At 70.8% G+C, this 17,170-nt stretch carries 15 protein-coding genes; 9 read left to right on the plus strand and 6 right to left on the minus strand.

The window, feature by feature from the left end; genetic code table 11:
- Positions 1-2: 2 nt before the first annotated feature.
- Positions 3-1,205, plus strand: coding sequence for a glycosyltransferase family 9 protein (locus ACWPN5_RS25405; RefSeq protein WP_492298122.1), 1,203 nt, complete (start codon positions 3-5; stop codon positions 1,203-1,205).
- On the opposite strand, the gene ACWPN5_RS25410 is transcribed toward ACWPN5_RS25405, so the two are convergent.
- The 3 genes from ACWPN5_RS25410 to ACWPN5_RS25420 form a co-directional block, all read right to left on the minus strand.
- Positions 1,174-1,698 carry an invasion associated locus B family protein gene (locus ACWPN5_RS25410; protein WP_492298124.1) on the minus strand — a complete coding sequence of 175 codons (525 nt, stop codon included), beginning with the start codon at positions 1,696-1,698 and terminating at the stop codon, positions 1,174-1,176. The genes ACWPN5_RS25405 and ACWPN5_RS25410 overlap by 32 nt on opposite strands.
- A 5-nt stretch (positions 1,699-1,703) precedes the next feature.
- Positions 1,704-5,540, minus strand: coding sequence for an autotransporter domain-containing protein (locus tag ACWPN5_RS25415; protein ID WP_492298126.1), 3,837 nt, complete (start codon positions 5,538-5,540; stop codon positions 1,704-1,706).
- A gap of 450 nt (positions 5,541-5,990) precedes the next feature.
- Positions 5,991-6,416 carry an OsmC family protein gene (locus ACWPN5_RS25420; protein ID WP_200477530.1) on the minus strand — a complete coding sequence of 142 codons (426 nt, stop codon included), beginning with the start codon at positions 6,414-6,416 and terminating at the stop codon, positions 5,991-5,993.
- A gap of 218 nt (positions 6,417-6,634) precedes the next feature.
- Here ACWPN5_RS25420 and ACWPN5_RS25425 point away from each other — a divergent pair, with 218 nt between their 5' ends.
- The 7 genes from ACWPN5_RS25425 to ACWPN5_RS25455 are packed head-to-tail and all read left to right on the plus strand — an operon-like array spanning position 6,635 to position 14,318.
- Positions 6,635-6,970 (plus strand): acyl carrier protein, encoded by a 336-nt coding sequence (locus ACWPN5_RS25425; protein ID WP_282186908.1) that lies wholly within the window; start codon positions 6,635-6,637, stop codon positions 6,968-6,970.
- A complete protein-coding gene (locus ACWPN5_RS25430) occupies positions 6,967-8,154 on the plus strand; it encodes an acyl-CoA dehydrogenase family protein (RefSeq protein ID WP_492298129.1) in 1,188 nt (395 codons plus the stop codon). The genes ACWPN5_RS25425 and ACWPN5_RS25430 overlap by 4 nt, the downstream gene beginning before the upstream one ends.
- 26 nt (positions 8,155-8,180) lie before the next feature.
- Positions 8,181-8,426 (plus strand): hypothetical protein, encoded by a 246-nt coding sequence (locus ACWPN5_RS25435; protein ID WP_492298131.1) that lies wholly within the window; start codon positions 8,181-8,183, stop codon positions 8,424-8,426.
- The gene (locus ACWPN5_RS25440; protein ID WP_492298132.1) at positions 8,390-9,118 is read left to right on the plus strand and encodes an amino acid--[acyl-carrier-protein] ligase; all 729 of its coding nucleotides are present in this window, start codon (positions 8,390-8,392) and stop codon (positions 9,116-9,118) included. The genes ACWPN5_RS25435 and ACWPN5_RS25440 overlap by 37 nt, the downstream gene beginning before the upstream one ends.
- Before the next feature lie 20 nt (positions 9,119-9,138).
- Positions 9,139-10,041: a DUF1839 family protein gene (locus ACWPN5_RS25445; protein WP_492298134.1), complete on the plus strand. Its 903-nt coding sequence runs from the start codon at positions 9,139-9,141 to the stop codon at positions 10,039-10,041.
- 6 nt (positions 10,042-10,047) lie between these two features.
- Positions 10,048-12,489, plus strand: coding sequence for a glycoside hydrolase family 2 protein (locus tag ACWPN5_RS25450; RefSeq protein ID WP_492298135.1), 2,442 nt, complete (start codon positions 10,048-10,050; stop codon positions 12,487-12,489).
- Positions 12,486-14,318 carry an alpha/beta fold hydrolase gene (locus ACWPN5_RS25455; RefSeq protein WP_492298136.1) on the plus strand — a complete coding sequence of 611 codons (1,833 nt, stop codon included), beginning with the start codon at positions 12,486-12,488 and terminating at the stop codon, positions 14,316-14,318. The genes ACWPN5_RS25450 and ACWPN5_RS25455 overlap by 4 nt, the downstream gene beginning before the upstream one ends.
- Here ACWPN5_RS25455 and ACWPN5_RS25460 read toward each other — a convergent pair.
- The 3 genes from ACWPN5_RS25460 to ACWPN5_RS25470 all read right to left on the minus strand — a co-directional run bounded on the left by ACWPN5_RS25460 (position 14,287) and on the right by ACWPN5_RS25470 (position 16,151).
- The gene (locus tag ACWPN5_RS25460; RefSeq protein WP_492298138.1) at positions 14,287-14,973 is read right to left on the minus strand and encodes a phage tail protein; all 687 of its coding nucleotides are present in this window, start codon (positions 14,971-14,973) and stop codon (positions 14,287-14,289) included. The genes ACWPN5_RS25455 and ACWPN5_RS25460 overlap by 32 nt on opposite strands.
- A gap of 75 nt (positions 14,974-15,048) precedes the next feature.
- The gene (locus ACWPN5_RS25465) at positions 15,049-15,369 is read right to left on the minus strand and encodes a DUF6916 family protein (RefSeq protein ID WP_145688012.1); all 321 of its coding nucleotides are present in this window, start codon (positions 15,367-15,369) and stop codon (positions 15,049-15,051) included.
- A gap of 110 nt (positions 15,370-15,479) precedes the next feature.
- On the minus strand, positions 15,480-16,151 hold the full coding sequence (locus ACWPN5_RS25470; protein WP_492298140.1) for a phage tail protein: 672 nt from the start codon (positions 16,149-16,151) through the stop codon (positions 15,480-15,482).
- A 505-nt stretch (positions 16,152-16,656) separates the two neighbouring features.
- On the opposite strand from ACWPN5_RS25470, the gene ACWPN5_RS25475 reads away from it, so the two are divergent.
- Positions 16,657-17,145 carry a GNAT family N-acetyltransferase gene (locus ACWPN5_RS25475; protein ID WP_492298142.1) on the plus strand — a complete coding sequence of 163 codons (489 nt, stop codon included), beginning with the start codon at positions 16,657-16,659 and terminating at the stop codon, positions 17,143-17,145.
- Positions 17,146-17,170: the final 25 nt, after the last annotated feature.

Here is a 17,170-nt window from a genome sequence, read left to right on the forward strand (position 1 = left end):
CCATGCCCCCGTCCGACAGCGACCTCTGCGAAATCCGCCGCCGCGAAGGCCGGCTGGACGAGGCCGCCGCCCATGGCCGCCGCGCCGTCACGCTCGACCCCGGCGACGCGGCGGGCTGGTACAATCTGGGTGTGGCGCTCTACGACCGGTTGGACGTCGCGGCGTCGATCGCCTGCGAGCGGCGGGCCGTCCGGCTCGCCCCGGACGCGCCGGGGCCGCATTTCGAACTGGCCGAGGGGCTGCTGCTCTCCGGACAGTGGGAGGAGGGGTGGCGCGAGTATGACTGGCGCTGGCGCCTTCCCGGCGTGCCGCCGCCGGTCCCGCCGGCCATTCTGAAGCGGTTTGGGGACGCCATCCCGAAACCCTGGGACGGCCGCCCCCTGCCCAGCGGCACCTTGCTGCTGGTCGCCGACCAGGGCTTCGGCGACACCATCCAGTTTGCCCGTTACCTGCCGATGGCGGCGGCGCTCTGCCCCAATCTCGTGGTCGCTTGTAGCCCGGACATGCGACCGGTGATCCGGTCCCTTCCCGGTGGATACCGGACGGTCACCGACTGGGAGGAGGCGCCGCCCTTCGCTGCCCACGCCGAGCTGTCCAGCCTGCCGGGGCTGTTCGGCACGAGGCCGGACACGATACCGGCGCCGCTCCCCAGCCTGCGGGCCGAGCCGGAGCGGGTAGAGCGCTGGGCGGAGCGTCTGGACGGGCTGCTCCCCCGCGGCTACCGCCGCGTCGGGCTGGTCTGGGCGGGGCGCCCGAGCCATGGCAACGACCGCAACCGCTCGCTGACGCTCGCGCGGCTCGCGCCGCTCTTCGCTTTGGAAAAAACGGTTTTGGTGTCGCTTCAGAAGGGGCCGGCGCAGGCCGAGGCCGCCCGCTATTACGGGACGGCACCGCTGGTCGATCTGGGGCCGGAGCTGGAGAGTTTCGCCGACACCATGGCGGTGCTGGCGCTGCTCGACCATGTGGTCTGCGTGGACACGGCGGTCGCCCATCTGGCCGGGGCGATGGGGCGCCCGACCGCGGTTCTGCTGCCCTACGCGCCGGATTGGCGCTGGCTGCTCGGTCGCGGCGGCACGCCCTGGTATCCCACCGTCACGCTGCACCGGCAGCCGGCGCCGGGACGGTGGGATGAGGCCATCCGCGGCGCCGTCGCCGCGGTGACCGGACGCAACATCAGGGCTTCAGGGCGGCCAAGCCGTCGGTGATCCCTTTGGTGGAGAGCGGGAAGGCCACGGCCTGCGTCCCGCCGTAGGGGCGGACGGTGATCTGCGCGCCCTTGGAGCGGCGCAGCGCGGTCAGCGCCGCCTCGTCCATCGGGGCGTTGGCGAGGCAGCCGTCCTGGATGCACTGCTGGTAGGTCAGCGGCAGCGGCTTGCCGTCGTCGATGGTCAGCGCCGCCCCGGCGCGCAGGTCGACGCCCAGCGGCAGGATGACGACCATCACCCCCTTGCCGTCCGGGGCGAAATAGCCCACCGACGCCTTGAGGATGCGGGTCGCCTGCTTCGCCTCCTTGTTCTCCATCACGCGGGTCTGCGAGATGAAGCAGCGGGGCTTGCCGTCGGGCGGCGTCTCGCATTCGGTCTGCCAGTCGCCGAAGGTCTTGCCCGGCTCCACCGCCCCGGCGGGCGCTCCGCCCGCGAAGAGGAGGGGGAGCGCCGCCAGAGCTCCCGTGATGATGGCCTTGCGCATCGCCGTCATGCTCTTCACAGCTTCCACTTCAGGCCGGCGGTCGCCGACACCGTGTTCTCGCGGGCGCGGATCGCGTCCTGAACGCCGATGGTGGCGGTCAGACGGTCGTCCAGAGCCACGCCCAGCCCGGCGCCGATCACCAGGGCGTCGCGGCCCGGCTTGCTGGCGTCGGCGGTGAAGGCCACCCCGCCCAGACGGTTGGTGGTGGAGGCGGTGGCGTCGGCGAAGTCATGCTCCCACGCCAGGGCGGCGTTGGGCAGCAGGCGCCAGCCGCCCACCGTCACGCTGGTGCCGGCGCGCACGCCGACCGCGCTGCGCAGGCTGGTCCAGCCCGCCGCCTCGACGTCCAGCGCCACGCCGCCGCCGGACTCGCGGAAGGCCTCGCGGGTGATGCGGTCGAAGCGCAGGCCGGCCCGCGGCTCGATCCAGGCGCTGTCCGATCCGGCGAAGGCCATGCGGTGCCCGGCGGCGATCTCGGCGGAGAAATCATGACCGTCCGCGCTGCCGCTGGCGCCCTGGCCCAGAGTGCCGAAGGCGATGCCGCGCGAGGCGTCGTAGTTGGCGTAGCCGTAGCCGATGGCGCCCTCGACATAGGGGCTGTCCGCCGTGCCGCGCAGGCTCCAGGAGCCGTAGAGCGTCGCCTGATAGCTGTCCACGTCGGCTTTGCCCAGCCCGTCGCGCGAGGTGACACGGTTGCGCAGGTAGCCGAGCGCCACGCCGCCGCTCACGCCGTTCTCGTAGCTGTGGTCGGCGCCCAGCAGGAAGCCGCCGATCCGCTCGGTGGTGCCGGCGGCGTTGCCGTCCGAGCCGGTCCGGCTGTAGGCCGCCAGCGGCTGGCCCCACACGCCGCCCGAGCCACGGGTCTCGCCCGTCTCGCCGACGGCGCTCGTGCCGTTGCCGCTGCCGGCCAGCCGGACGCCGGAGGAGGACGCCGCGCCTCCGCGCAGCGCCGACAGGCGGCCTTCCACCGCGCTGCCGAACAGGCGGCGGTTGGTGCGGTCGGCGGCCAGCGTGTCGGCGTGCAGCTTGCCCGAGAGCTGGTCGAGCGCCCCGGCGATGCCGTTGCCCGGCAGGCCGTAGAGGCCGTTGAACAGCGGGGCGGCGACGCCCTCCAGCCGCTCCCCGGCGGCGGGACGCAGCGCGTCCACCGCCGCGCCGGCGGCCTGCTGGTTGCGCGTGCCGCCGCGGACCGCGTAGTTGGTCGGCGTGACCACCAACCGGACGGCGGTGGCGTCGTACAGCGTGTCGAAGCGGGTGCCGGCCTCCAGCCCCGCCGCCGGCTGCGTCACCGCGGCGAAGCCGCCGGTCACGCCGCCATCCGCCTGGACGATGGTGAAGCTCTGGCCCAGCGTGGCGGTGTAGGCGTTGGTCGCGTCGCCGCTGATGCTGCGCAGCACCGGAGCCAGCGTGCCGGCGGCGGTGAAGGACGCCCCCTGCACCCGGATCTGGTCGTGGTTGCCGGCGCCGAAGCCGGCGGTCGGGCCATCGATCTCGGCGTTCAGGACGCTGGTGCCGGTCAGGGTCACCGCGGACTGGAAGGTCAGCACGCCGGGGGAATTGCCCGGCGACACGGTGCCGGCCAGCGTGGCCGGGCCGCGGACGGTGCCGCCGCCGCTGAAGGTCGAGCCGGCGCTGGTGGTCAGCGAGCCGGAGACCACGCCATTCACGGTCGCCGAACCGCCATTCCCCACATTGACCGCGCCGGTGATGCCGGTGGCGGCCACAGTGACGGTGCCGTCGCCCACCGTGACCGGGGCCATGACGGCGCCGGCCAGGGTGGCGCTGCCGCCGGAGGTCACGGTGACCGCACCGTTGACCGCGCCATAGGCGGCGACGGTCAGGGTGCCGCCCTCCACCGCTAGGGTGCCGCCGACGCCGCCGCCCTCGACGACGGTCATGGCGCCGCCGCGGGCCACCGTCACCGGGACGGCCACGACGCCGCCGACCGTGGCGCTGCCGCCGTTGTTCAGGGCCAGCGTGCCGCCCGCGACCACGCCGCTGCTGGCGATGGTCAGCGCCGTGCCGTCGCCCACCGACAGGCCGCCGGCGTTGGCGAGCTGGCCGGAGACGACCACCGTGCCGGGACCGGAGGCGGCCAGCGCGCCGCTGCCGCCGACGGCGCCCGCCAGGGTGACGGTGCTGCCGTTGGGAGCGATGGTGCCGCCCTGGCTGGTCACGGTGACCGACTGGCCGACGGTCAGCGGCGACGCCGGGCGCAGCGTGCCGCCGTCGAAGGTGACCGAGCTGCCCTGGACCGCGCCGTCGCTGTTGGAGAAGCTGGGGCGGCTGGTGTCGATCACGCCGGTTGCCGGAGGCGTTGGAGGCGGAGTGGGCGTCGGAGTGGGCGTGGGATCGGGGTTCGGCGTCGGTCCGGGATCGGGGTTGGGATTCGGGTTCGGATTGGGCTCCGGCTCGGGCTCGGGCTCGGGCTCGGGCTCCGGTTCAGGCTGTGGCGTCACCTTGGTCAGGGTGAGCTGAATCCGGTTGTTCGCCGTGTCGAAGGTGGCCGTCGGGGTCAGCGTCGCGTCGCTGCCGGTGATCGCGGTGAAGGCGCCGGACACACCACCCGTTGCGGTCACAATGGTGTAGGTCGTGCTGTCGCCGTAGCCGCTGCCGGTGGAGGTGACGGACAGGTCGCCGCCGATCGTGGCGGTGCCGGTGACGGCCAGCTTGCTGGCCGCGGAGGAGGTCGTCCGGATCGCCAGCGTGCTGTCGCTCTGCTGCGTGTAGTTGCCGGTAACCGTCAGGGTGCCGGGCGCGCCGGAGCCGCCGGGGGTCACGGTCGTCCCGGACAGGCTGGTCACGTTGCCGACGACCGTTCCGGTGCCCGTCAGCGTCGTTCCGCTGCTGAGTTGCAGACCGGTGGTGAGGGAGCCGTTGACGCGCAGCGTGCCGGCCTGGAGATTCGTGGTCGTGGCCGAACTCGCACCCCCCAGCGTCCACTCCGTTCCGTTGACGTTGAGGGTGGTCAGGCCGGACACCGGTCCGGACAGGGTGCCGCCGCCCTCCAGAAGAAGGACTTGGTTCTGCCCTCCGGCCTGGATGCCGCCGACCAGCACGCTGCCGTCCTTCAGGTTGATGAAGCTGCCCGTCCCGAAGCCGAAGGTCTTGATCGCGCTGAAACCGCTTCCGGCGGCGATGGTGCCGTGGTTGACGATGGTCGACGGGCCGGTGACAGACAGCACGTCGCCGGTGCCGATGATCGTGCCGTGGTTGGTGACGGTGGACTGCTTGGAAATGGAGGCGGCTGAGACCGCCGCATAATCCGTCTGCATGGGGTCCGTCGCCGGCCGCACGTTTTTGATCAGAGCGGCGCTGTTGGACGGGGACCCGTTGGTGAGGGTGAGGGCGTGGGAGCTTTCAATGGCGGACCAATTGCCGATGATCGTTCCGGTGTTTTCGATGACCGACGTCAGCGAACCCGCCGAGTTCGCCAGGAGGATGCCGTGGTAGGTCTTCGGCACCGAGATCAATCCGGAATTGATGATGGTGCCGTAGGTTTGAGCGTAAATGCCGTCGGCCTGATAAAAGTTGGTGTCGACCGAAATCTTGATCGTGCCCTGGTTGGTCAGGGTCCATCCGCCGGACGACTTGACCCACACGCCGGTGGTCAGGTCGGTGTACTGGTTGCCGGTGCCGCTGTCGACGACGCCGCCGGTGCTGGTGATGAGGATGTTGCCGGCGGTCGGATAGAAGGTCTGGTTCTGGACCGTCGTCAGCGTGTCCATCGGCGCTGCACTTGCGGCCAGCGACACGCCGAGCGCGACGGGGGCGGCGACCACCGCCGGCAGGCGCCCGCCCGACATCAGGCTTTGGCGGATCGACTCGAGGGGAGACGGCGACGGCGGCATGGGCGATTCACCTTGCGAGCGGGGCGTAAGCGTTACGACCAATGGTTTACACCGTTCGATCATAACGGGTGCGTCGCTTTGCCGCCAAGATAAAATATACAAACGTATGAGAATTCGAAATTTATTTTTTGCCAAATCATTTAAATTATGCAGGAAAAGAGGCGATGGATTTATGGATACTTGCGCAATGAAAGTTGGAGTGGGGTCTTGTCCGTTGGGGAGTGCGCAGGTTTAGCCAAGTTATGCAGTATGTTGGCATGCTCTCAATTAACGATTTCAAGAATGGGCTGATTTGAAAATGCAGAAAATTGTCAAAAACCGTATTCACATCGGACCGCAGCCCCGCTTCGGCCGTGTCGATGTGGCAAATTCCCGCACCGGAGGTTAATGGGTGGAGCGGTGCCGGCCCGGCGGTCGCTGCGCCTTCGCAGCCCGCCGGGCCGGATGCGATCAGAGAAGCCGGGCGTTCAGGGTGATTTCGGTTCCGGTCAACGCCTTGGACACCGGGCAGTTTTTCTTCGCACCCTCGGCCTGCTGCCGGAAGGTCTCGGCGTCGATGCCGGGGATCTCGGCCTCGCAATCCAGTTCGATCCTGGTGATGGCGAAGCCCTCGCCGGCCTTGTCCAGATGGACGCGGGCGGTGGTGTGGACGCGGGTCGGCGTGTGTCCGGCCTTCGACAGCCCGGCGGACAGCGCCATGGAGAAACAGCCGGCGTGGGCTGCGGCGATCAGTTCCTCCGGATTGGTGCCGGTGCCGTTCTCGAAGCGCGACGGGAAGGAATAGGCGCCCTCGAAGGCACCGCTGCCCAGCCGCATCGTGCCCGACCCCTGGGCCAGATTGCCCCGCCATTCCGCATCCGATTGCCGCACAGCCATGGTGACCTCCCGATTCCTTGAGTGTTGGATGAACCGCCGGAGAAGGTAGAGCCGTCCGGGGAAACGGCAATCGCCACAGGTGTTAAGCAAGAGGAGCGGTTGGCATCCGAAAAGCATCCGGGGCATACGGAAAAGCAGCGTGAAGCGCAGAACAATTAAGGTTTTGTGGCGTTGTGCCGGGGTTGGAAAAGCCAGAGGTTGAATAGGGGGTAAGGGGAATGAGCATGCGCCAACCGGATTGGCAGATCGCCGCTGGGTCGGCGCCGCGGGGCGGCGATGCTTCGGCGGTCAGCACGGCCGACATCCGGGCGCTTCTCGCCGACAGCGGCTGGCTGGCCATCGACGCCTCCACCCTGTCCGATGAGGACGACCTCTACGCCGCCGGTCTGACCTCCCACGGGTCGGTGAACCTGATGCTGGCTCTGGAGGAGCGCTACGGCGTCGAGTTCCCGGAGCATCTGTTGCGCCGTCGCACGTTCGAGAGCATCGCGGCGATCCGCGCGGCGGTCGCCGGCCTGCTGGACGGGGCGCCGGGCGGCTTGGGGGCTGGATGAGAGCGGCTGCGCCCGACGGTCCGGCGGCGATGGCCCCGGAGGTCGCTGCGGAAGCCGCCGCCATCGCCGGACGCCATGCCGACAGCGTCGACCGTGAGGCGCGCTTCCCCGCGGAAGCCTTCGCAGCCCTGAAGGAGGCGCGGCTCCTTGGCCTGATGGTGCCGCGGGATTTCGGCGGCGGCGGGGGTGGTCTGGCCGACGTGGCGGCGGTGGCCCACGCCCTGGCGCAGAAATGCCCGTCCAGCGGGCTGATCTACGCCATGCACCAGATCCAGGTGGCCTGCCTCGTCCGCCACGGCCAGGACAGCGCCTGGCACCGCGGCTTTCTGGAGCGGCTGGCCGGGGAGCAGCTTCTGCTCGCCTCCGCCACCACCGAGGCCGGAATCGGCGGCGACGTTCGCTCCAGCGCCTGCGCCGTCGGGGAAGAGCCCGGTGGCGCCTTCCGGCTGGAGAAGCAGGCGACGGTCATCTCCTACGGGGCGGAGGCCGACGCGATCCTGGTGACGGCGCGGCGCGGGGCGGATTCGCCGCCCTCCGATCAGGTCATCGTGCCGGTCCTGCGCGGTCAAACGCAGTTGGAGGAGATCGGCGGCTGGGACACGCTGGGCATGCGCGGCACCCGCAGCGTCGGCTACCGTCTGGTGGCGGAAGCCGAGCGGGCGCAGATCCTGCCGCTGCCCTACGCCGACATCTCCGCCCGGACCATGCTGCCGGTGACCCACATCCTGTGGAGCAGCGTCTGGCTGGGCATCGCGACCGACGCGGTGGCGCGGGCCGCCGCCTTCATCCGGGCGGAGGCGCGCAAGCGTCCCGGCACCCCGCCGCCGGGCGCGCGCCGGCTGGCCGAGGCGACCGCCGGGCTTCAGGCGATGCGCGGGATGGTGCGCGGCGCGCTTGCCCGGTTCGAGGAGGCGGCCGACGATCCCGACCGCCTCACCGCCCTGGGCTTCGCCGTCGCCATGAACACGCTGAAGACCGAAGCGGCGGAGATGGTGGTCCGGATCGTCGGGCAGGCGATGTTGGCGGGTGGGCTGTCCGCCTACCGCAACGAAAGTCCCCACAGCCTGGGCCGTCACCTGCGCGACGCGCACTCGGCGCCGCTGATGATCAACAACGACCGGATTCTGGGCAACACGGCGAACCTGCTGCTGGCGCACAGGGACAACGGCTCTCTCTTCGGCTGAGACTTTTTCGGAACGGAATGCGGCGGATGGACATGCGGGCAGAAGGCACACCGGTGGAGAATGGGCAGGCGGCGTTCCGCGACGCGCTGGTCGCGGCCGGGCTGCTGATCCCCACGGGCGTCGACGGGCTGTACGGCCGCAGCGGCGTCTTCGAAGACGTGGTGGAGCGCTTCAACGACCTGATCACCACCTGGGGCGGCGGCGACGGGGCGGACGTCATGCGCTTCCCCCGGGGGTGGCTCGCCACCAGTTCGAGCAGAGCGGCTATCTGAAAAGCTTTCCGCACCTCGCCGGCACGGTTCACGCCTTCAAGGGCGACGAGCGCGCCCACCAGTCCCTGTTGCGCCGGCTGGAGGAAGGGGAGGAGTGGACCGACTCCCAGATGGCGACCAACGTCGTCCTGACCCCTGCCGCCTGCTACCCCGTCTATCCGACCATCGCCGAGCGCGGGCCGCTGGCCGCCGAAGGCGCGCTGGTCGATGTCTATTCCTATTGCTTCCGCCACGAGCCGTCGCTGGACCCGGCGCGGATGCAGCTGTTCCGGATGCGCGAGTATGTGCGCGCCGGCACGCCGGAGCAGGTGATGGAGTTCCGGCAAAGCTGGGTGGAGCGGGGACGGGCGCTGATGGAATCGCTGGCCCTGCCGGTGGCCGTCGATCTGGCGAACGACCCCTTTTTCGGGCGGGCCGGGCGGATGCTGGCGGCCAGCCAGCGCGACCAGGGGCTGAAGTTCGAGTTGCTGATCCCCATCGCGTCGGCGGACCAGCCGACCGCCTGCCTCAGCTTCAATTACCACCAGGACCATTTCGGGCTGCTCTGGGACCTGCGGACGCCCGATGGGGCGGTCGCCCACACGGCCTGCGTCGGCTTCGGGATGGAGCGGGTGGCGCTGGCGCTGTTCCGCCATCACGGCCTGGACGTGAAGGCGTGGCCCGCCGCGGTGCGCGCCGTCCTGTGGGGCTGAGCGGGCAGGGGAGGCCGGGCATGGCGCATCCGCTCGACAGGCCGGACCGCGACTGGGCGGAGACCAACTGCTACACCGATCTGTGGCTCGGGCTGCTGCGGGCGCTTGGGATGGAGCCGATGGCCGCCCTGGCCTTCACCGTCGCCCAGGATTTCGAGGGCGACCAGTTCACCTTCTTCAAGGTGCCGTTGGAAGACCTGCGCCGCCTCTACGGGCTGGAGGTGCAGGAACTCGCCCTCTACGACCGGGTGGAGACCCACGCGGCGGTGCAGGTGGCGCGCGGTCGTCCGGTGCTGGTCGAGGTCGACGGCTTTCATCTGCCGGACACGCGGGGGACCTCCTACCGCGCGCAGCACGTCAAGACGACCATCGCGATCCTCGGCCTGGACGCGGGCGCGCGACGGCTCGATTACATCCACAACGCCGGGCGCTTCACGCTGGAGGGGGAGGACTACGACGGCCTGTTCGCCCCGGCACCGCTGTTCCCCTACGTGGAGTTCGTGAAGCGCGGCGGCCCGGCCCTGGCAGGGGACACTTTGATCGAGGCGTCACGCGCCCTGTTGTCCGACCATCTGCGCCGCCGTCCGGCGGGCAACCCCATCGCCGCCTTCCGCGCCGCGCTGCCGGAGCAGCTGGAGGTTCTGGCCGCCCGGCCGATGGACTATTTCCACCTCTACGCCTTCAACACGCTGCGGCAGGTCGGGGCGAACTTCGAGCTTCTGGGGATGTATGCGCGCTGGATCGGCGGGCCGGCGGACGCGGCGGAGGCCTGCGCCACCCTTTCCGCGACCGCCAAGGCGCTCCAGTTCCAGCTCGCGCGCGGCGTGCACCGGCGGCGCTTCGGCGATCACGCGGAGCCGCTGGAGGCGATGGAGCGCGCCTACGACCGCGCGCTCGGCGCGCTGGCCCGTAGCTGCGGGTGACGGAGGATGGCGCGCCTCCACGCCGTGACGGGCCGCTGCGTGACGCCCCTGTCCGAGGGCTGGGAGCTGTGCGTGACCGAGCCGGGAGCGGTGCCCGGCGGCGACTGGCTGCCCGCCCCGGTGCCGGGCACCGTCGCCCAGGCGCTGCGCGCGGCCGGGCTCTACCGGCTGGGTGATCCGCTGCCCCTGCACGACCGCGACGTCTGGTACCGGTTGCGGCTGACCGGTGAGGGGGCCTGCACGCTGCGCTTCCACGGCCTCGCCACCGTCACGGAGGTCTGGCTGGACGGAAAGCGCATCCTGTCCAGCGACAGCATGTTCCAGAGCCACGACGTTCCGGTGACGCTGCGCGGGACGCACGCGCTGCGCCTCGTCTTCCGCGCCCTGAACCCGGTGCTGAAGGGACGAAATGGGCGCGGGCGCTGGCCGGTCCGGCTGGCCGAGCCGGCGGGTCTGCGCGCCGTGCGGACGACGCTGCTGGGGCACATGCCCGGCTGGTGCCCGCCCGTGCCGGTGGTCGGCCCCTGGCGCCCGGTGGAGCTGATCACGGAGGATGGACCGTTGCGCGTCCGCTCGGCGGACCTGCGGGCCACGCTGGAGGGGCGGGACGGGCGCCTGTCCCTGACGCTGGCGGCGGATTGGGGCGGCTCCGCTCGGCCGCCGGGCTGGCTGGAGGTGGGAGAGGCGCGCGCTCCGCTCCGCTGGACCGGGCAGGGGGAGCTGAGCGGTGAACTCCGTCTGCCGGAGATCGAGCCCTGGTGGCCGCACAGCCACGGCAAGCCGACGCTCCACGCCGTGCGCGCGTCGGTCGGCGACGCGCGCGTCGGCCTCGGTCGCACCGGCTTCCGCCGCATCGAGCGCGAGCCCGGCGACGGCTTCGCCCTGCGCATCAACGGGGAGCGGGTTTTCTGCCGCGGCGCCTGCTGGAGCAGCCCGGACATTGTGGCCCTGCCGGGAACGCGGGACGCCTACGCTCCCTGGCTGGAGCTGGCACGGCAGGCCGGCGTGACCATGCTGCGGGTGCCGGGCATCGCCGCCTACGAGGCGGATGCCTTCTTCGACCTGTGCGACGAGATGGGCATACTCCTCTGGCAGGACTTCATGTTCGCCAATTTCGACTATCCGGCCGACGAGCCGTTCCTCGACGGCGTGCGGCAAGAGGCGGCGCAATTCCTCGACCGGGTCCAGGCGTCGCCGTCGCTGGCCGTGCTGTGCGGCGGCAGCGAGGCGGAGCAGCAGGCGGCCATGCTCGGCCTGCCGCGCGAGCGCTGGAGCCAGCCCCTGTTCGACAGCGTCCTGCGGGCCGAGGCGGAGCGGGGGCGGCCCGACGTGCCCTACATCGCCAACTCCCCGACCGGCGGGCCGCTGCCCTTTGCCGCCGACGCGGGGGTGACCCATTATTACGGCGTCGGCGCCTATTTGCGCCCGCTGGAGGACGCCCGCCGGGCGGGGGTGCGCTTCGCCTCCGAGTGCCTCGCCTTCGCCAACATGCCAGCGGCCGGGGCGTTGCCCGGCGTGCCGGCGGTCCACGACCCGCGCTGGAAGGCGCGCGTGCCGCGCGACCCCGGCGCCCCGTGGGATTTCGAGGATGTGCGGGACCATTACTTGCGGACGCTGCACGGCGGCGATCCCATGATCCTGCGCTACGAGGACCCCGACCGCTACGCGCGGCTGTCGCGCGCCGTGACCGGTGAGGTCATGGAGGCCGTCTTCGCGGAATGGCGGCGTGCCGGTTCCTCCTGCGCGGGCGGGCTGGTCTGGATGTTCCAGGACGTCTGGCCGGGGGCCGGCTGGGGCGTGGTCGATTCCGCGGGCGTGCCGAAGGCGGCGTGGCACGCGCTGCACCGCGCCTTCCGGCCGGTGCAGGTGCTGCTGACCGACGAGGGGGTGAACGGGCTGGCGATCCACTTGCTGAACGAGACGGCGGAACCTGTGGAGGCGGTGCTGACCCTGACCGCCCTGCGGCGGGGCGAGGTCCCGGTGCTGCGGGCCGAGCGCTCACTCACCCTGCCGCCGCGCAGCGCCCACGCCATGCCGGCGTCGTCACTCGCCGACCGCTTCATCGATCTGACCGGTGCTTACCGGTTCGGTCCGCCCACCCACGACTCGGTGGTGGCGGCGCTGTCCGACCCGCGGTCCGGAGCGCTGGTGGCGGACGCCTTCCACTTTCTCCAAGGCGGGCGGATGGAGCGCGCGGAGCTGGGCCTCGGCGCCCGCGTGGAGCGAACGGACGAGGGCTGGGCGCTGATCCTGTCGAGCCGGCGCCTCGCCCGTTCCGTCCACATCGAGGATGACGGGTTCCGGGGGGAGGAGGAGTGGTTCCATCTGCCGCCGGGGAAGGAACGTCGGTTGCGGTTGATCCAGCGCCATCCCGGCGCCGCGGTGCCCGATGGCGAGGTCCATGCGTTGAACGGTCTGGACCCGACGCGCTACCGGTGGACCGCATGACACCCGATCGGCTCACATCCGACCCTGCCGCACCCGTTCTGTTCGAGGGCTGTTTCGGCTGGCTGCACCCGGCCGCCGGGCGGCGCGGCGTCGTGCTGTGCGCGCCCTATGGCAGTGAGGCGCTGGCCACCCATCGGCCGTGGCGCGGCTTTGCGCAGGCTCTGGCCGCGGCGGGGCTGCCGGTTCTGCGTTTCGATTATCCCGGCACCGGAAACAGCGCCGGCGACGAGGACGATCCGGCCCGGCTGGAGGCGTGGCTCGACGGCATCCGCGCCGCCGCCGACCACCTGCGCGCCGTCGCGGGGGTGGAGGAGGTGGCCCTGGTGGGGTTGCGGCTTGGCGGGCTGCTCGCCGCGGCGGCGGCGCGCCGGGCGGCGGCGGACGCCCTGGTCCTGCTCTCCCCCTTTCCTTCGGGCCGCGCCTTCCTGCAGGAATTGCGGGCGGTGGCTCTGCTTGCCGACCGGCCGGCGGGCGCCCCGCCGGCGGTGGGGCCGGAGGGGATTGACAGCGCCGGCTTCCGCCTGACCCTGGAGACGGCGGAGGCGTTGCGTGGGCTCGACCTTGCGCGGCTGACCGAGGCCCCGGCGCCGCGCGTGCTGATCCTTGACCGACCGGAGGGCCGCGCCGCCGCCGTGGCGGAGCGGTTCCGCGCGCTTGGGTCCGCCGTGGAGGAGGCGCCCTTCCCGGAGCACGCGCGGCTGATGACCAGCGCCCAGCACGCCGCTTCAGACTGTTCGGCCTTCGCGCGGGCGGCGGCTTGGCTGTCGTCGGATTTGCCGCCCGCCGGAACGGCTTTGACCGCGCACCCGCCCGAACCCCGGTTGCGCCTTGCCGGCGCGGTGGAGCGCCCGCTCCGCTTCGGTGCCGGCGCGGGTCTGTTCGGCATCCTCTGCGAACCCGACACCGCGACCCCCGCCGGCCGTCCCGCCGTGCTTCTGCTGAACAGCGGCGCCACGCCGCACAGCGGTACCGGGCGCATGTCGGTGCGGCTGGCCCGCCGGCTGGCGGCGCGGGGGATCGCGTCGCTGCGGATGGACCTGGGCGGGCTGGGGGACAGCGCGTCGAAACCGGGGCGCCGCGACGGGCTGATCTATTGCCGCGACATGGTGGAGGATGCGCAGGCCGGGTTGGGCGCGCTGGCGGCGGCGGGGCATGGCGCCGCCGTGGCCGTGGGGCTCTGCGCCGGGGCGGCGGTGGCGCTGCGCGTCGCGCTGGCCGACCCGCGGGTCGTCGGGCTGGCGCTGGTCAATCCGGGCCGCTTCGCGCTGGGGGACGGAGTGACGCAGGAGGAGGCCATCGGGAGCGCGGTGAAGCCGGCCGCCGCCTATCTGCCCCGGCTGACCGAGCCGGCGGTGTGGCGGGCCATCCTGCGCCAGGATCGCAAGGCGTCGCGCGTGGCGCGCGGCCTGTCGGAGCGCGCGGCCCGCCGCCTGCGCATCGGGGCGGGGCGGTTGCGCGCCGGGCTGACGGGGCGCGGCTACGCCCGCGACGATGTGCTCCACGCCTTCCAGGCGTTGGCCGACCGCGGAGTCCGCACGCTGATGGTGCACAGCGCGGGCGATGTGACGCTGGGCGAGCTGGAGGCGCAGGCCGGGACGGACGGCGGGCGGCTGCGCCGGATGGGCGGGCTGTGGATGGAGCGCCTCGCCGGGGCCGATCACAGCCTGATGGAGCGTGCCGCGCGGGAGCGCTTCGCCGATCTTCTGGACGAGTTGCTGGACCGCATCGGCACGGGGGCGGCCGATGCCCTGCGGGGAAGGGGCCCCGGCCCACCGGAAGGGACCGGGGCGCTCCGCGTCAATCACGCGACGGGAAATAGCCCAGCATGAAGATGAAGAAGAACAGCGACTGGTAGGGCTGCAGGTTGTTAAGGGCGACCGGGGTTGAGACGACGCCGCCGCCCGGGCTCACCGCCACGGTGGCGCCCGTGGGGCCGCCGCTGACCGTGCCCTGCGAGGAGAGCGCGCCGGTCAGCGAGCTTCCGGTCGGCGGCGTCGGCAGGCTGGAGGCCGGGATGTAGGGGCCGTCGACGCTCACGTCGGTGCTCGGGTCGACGAACTGGCCGCCCAGCACCGCGGGAATGGCGGACGGGATGTTGCCGGTGCCGACGGCGGGGTTCAACGGTACGGTGAGCGTCGCGCTGAACGGAACGGTGCCGCCCGCGCTGCCGCCCTGGAAGGCGGCCCCGTGGGTGTGCACCGGCAGATTGTTGCCGATGATCGTCGTGAACTGCGAGCCGCCCGCGTTGCCGGTGTTGATCGTGCTGCTGGTGTAGGGGCTGGTCCCCGGCCCCACCATCACGCGGCCGCGCAGGTCCGGCAGGTTGAACGTCGAGTTGTTCGGCCCGCTGCCGAAGGCCCCCGCCGTGATCGCCCACAGGGCTTGGAACTGCGCCGAGTTGACCGGTTGCCCCAGGCATTGCTGCGTGTTCACGGGGGCGAAGCTGCCGGCGAATGGAAAGACGGATCCTATGTAGAAATCCATGGCGAAATCTCCGGTGGAATCGATGCGCTGGGACGGACGGTGCGCGATGGTGTGCGAAGGAACCGGCGGCCGGACTCAGTTCAGGACCAGCTCGAAGCAGCCCCGCCCGGGGTCGCGCGGAATGATCCGCACGATGTAGAAGGGGCCCAGCAATCCCATCGTCGGATGGTCGATCTGGAAATAGCCGTTCCACAGCTGGCTGGTGCCGTAGGTTTCGAACAGAGCCGAAAAGGACGTGCGTTTCGCCCAGCGCGGCGTGCATTCCGGCCGCGGCGTCAGCTTCGTCAGTTCGACCTCCGTGATCACGGACCCGTCCTCCGGGGCCACGAAACGGAACGTCTGGCCGAGATGCGGGGCGAACATCTCGTGGGAGATGGAGGCGATGTCGATGGTCATCTCAAAAGTCCGGGCTCAGGGTCTTGAAGTGCGGCGGTCGATCCGGGCATACAAAGCCGAAGCGCCGCATCCGTCCATCCGGTGGTCGACGATCGGGGAGTGCCCCCCGATCAGTCGCGCATCGGGAAGATGCCGCTGGTGACGATCAGCATGGTCAGGGCCAGATAGGGTTGCATGTTGTTCACCGGAGACGGGTTGGTGACGCCGCCACCCGCTGAAATGCTGACCGTGCCCGTCAGTCCGCCCATCGTGACGGTGCCGGTGGCCGAACCGACCAGGGCCGAACCGTTCGGCGCGGTGCCGGAGCTGTAGGGACCCTCCAGCTCGATGCCGGCGCCGGCGGTGTCGTTGAGCCGGAGGGCGCCGAGATAGTTGTTGCCGCCCGCCGGGGTGCTGCTGGCGCCGACGACGGTGCTCACCGGGATGGCCGCGGCGGCGGTGACGGTCGCGCTGGTGCTGCTGCCGACCGGCGAGAAGGTCGCGGCGTGGATGTGCGCCGGCAGATTCTGCTGGGTGAGCGTGTTGTTCGCGACGCCGCCGAAGTTCCCCGGGTTGAGCGTCTGGTTGTTGAGGTAGGGGCTGGTGCCCGAACCGACCATCACGCGGCCGCGCAGGTCCGGCAGGTTGAAGTTGGTCGTGCCGTTGCCGCCGTACATCGCGCCGGTGACCGCGAACAGGGCTTGGTTCTGGCCGACCTGCATCTGCTGGCCCAGGCACTGGGCCGTGTACTGGGGGGCATAGGCGCCGGTGAACGGGAAAACCAGGCCGAGGTAGACTTCCATGACGACACCTCCTGTTTTATGAAACCGGTTGCGGCGGCCTTCGGCCAGCGTCTCACCAACGACGCGCCACGCCGCCGAATGTGATGGAAAACATACCGACATATTCTCCTAATAGGCTAAGGCGCGAGCAATAGGCGATACAAAATGACATTTTTCCGGTTACAATCATTGTAATAAAACCCTTCGGTTGCATATTGCCGTATGCATTTGCCAGCCATCGAATTGGCGGTGGAGCGCCGACGGTGTCGAGCCGTTGCGGAACATGGTCGCTGGGCCGCGCGCGCCGGGCAGGCGCGCGCGGCGGGGGCGGACGAACTCGTTCAGCCATCGTCGCGCCGATGGTCCATGGTGGCGATTCTCTGCGTCGGGACCGCATCTTCAGCTATTCAGGGCGCACGCTTGTGCTACCGGAAGGGGTGTGGCCGATGGCTGCTCTGAATGGGTCGCTGCCGCTGCTTGGCGGATTGACGGTGCGGTTCCCCGCCCATCGGACGAGGATTTCCTGATGGGCCTGTTCATGGACGCGCGCCCCTGGCTGGCCAAGGCGCACCATGACCGTGACTTCATCCGGACGCTTTACGAACAGCAGTACAGCGCCCGGCGCATGGGGCAGGAATCCCGCTATCCGGAGCATCTGGATTTCGTCGTCGAGAAGACGGGCCAGCCGGTGGGGCGGATCGTCATGGATCTCGGCCGCTACGACTGGCGCGTGTCGGAGGTGGAGATCCACCGTCTGGCCCGCGGCAAGGGCATCGGCACCGATCTGCTGCGCAGCTTCCAAGGGACCGCGGCACAAATGCGCATGCCGATCACCTTGTCGGTGGCCGAGGTGGAGACCCGCGTCCACTGGTTTTACCATCGGCTCGGCTTCGATCTTCTGGCGAAGACGTCGCCGTCCCTGGAACTGATCTGGCTTCCGCCCGGTCATCCGGGAATCCGGCATCTGCCGCCGCAGATTCTGCCGGCCCAGATGCAGCAGGGCGGAGCGTCCTGACGCTGGTTCCTTGGTGACGCGGTCA

It is taken from the genome of Azospirillum sp. UENF 211521, from assembly GCF_058780535.1.

Excerpts from the sequence above, each read along its gene's own strand:
- ACWPN5_RS25455 (WP_492298136.1), top strand. The coding sequence starts at position 12,486 with ATGACACCCGATCGGCTCACATCCGACCCTGCCGCACCCGTTCTGTTC.
- ACWPN5_RS25405 (WP_492298122.1), top strand. The coding sequence starts at position 3 with ATGCCCCCGTCCGACAGCGACCTCTGCGAAATCCGCCGCCGCGAAGGC.
- ACWPN5_RS25450 (WP_492298135.1), top strand. The coding sequence starts at position 10,048 with ATGGCGCGCCTCCACGCCGTGACGGGCCGCTGCGTGACGCCCCTGTCC.
- ACWPN5_RS25430 (WP_492298129.1), top strand. The coding sequence starts at position 6,967 with ATGAGAGCGGCTGCGCCCGACGGTCCGGCGGCGATGGCCCCGGAGGTC.
- ACWPN5_RS25465 (WP_145688012.1), bottom strand. The coding sequence starts at position 15,369 with ATGACCATCGACATCGCCTCCATCTCCCACGAGATGTTCGCCCCGCAT.
- ACWPN5_RS25415 (WP_492298126.1), bottom strand. The coding sequence starts at position 5,540 with ATGCCGCCGTCGCCGTCTCCCCTCGAGTCGATCCGCCAAAGCCTGATG.
- ACWPN5_RS25470 (WP_492298140.1), bottom strand. The coding sequence starts at position 16,151 with ATGGAAGTCTACCTCGGCCTGGTTTTCCCGTTCACCGGCGCCTATGCC.
- ACWPN5_RS25445 (WP_492298134.1), top strand. The coding sequence starts at position 9,139 with ATGGCGCATCCGCTCGACAGGCCGGACCGCGACTGGGCGGAGACCAAC.
- ACWPN5_RS25435 (WP_492298131.1), top strand. The coding sequence starts at position 8,181 with ATGGACATGCGGGCAGAAGGCACACCGGTGGAGAATGGGCAGGCGGCG.
- ACWPN5_RS25420 (WP_200477530.1), bottom strand. The coding sequence starts at position 6,416 with ATGGCTGTGCGGCAATCGGATGCGGAATGGCGGGGCAATCTGGCCCAG.
- ACWPN5_RS25475 (WP_492298142.1), top strand. The coding sequence starts at position 16,657 with ATGGGCCTGTTCATGGACGCGCGCCCCTGGCTGGCCAAGGCGCACCAT.
- ACWPN5_RS25460 (WP_492298138.1), bottom strand. The coding sequence starts at position 14,973 with ATGGATTTCTACATAGGATCCGTCTTTCCATTCGCCGGCAGCTTCGCC.
- ACWPN5_RS25410 (WP_492298124.1), bottom strand. The coding sequence starts at position 1,698 with ATGACGGCGATGCGCAAGGCCATCATCACGGGAGCTCTGGCGGCGCTC.
- ACWPN5_RS25425 (WP_282186908.1), top strand. The coding sequence starts at position 6,635 with ATGAGCATGCGCCAACCGGATTGGCAGATCGCCGCTGGGTCGGCGCCG.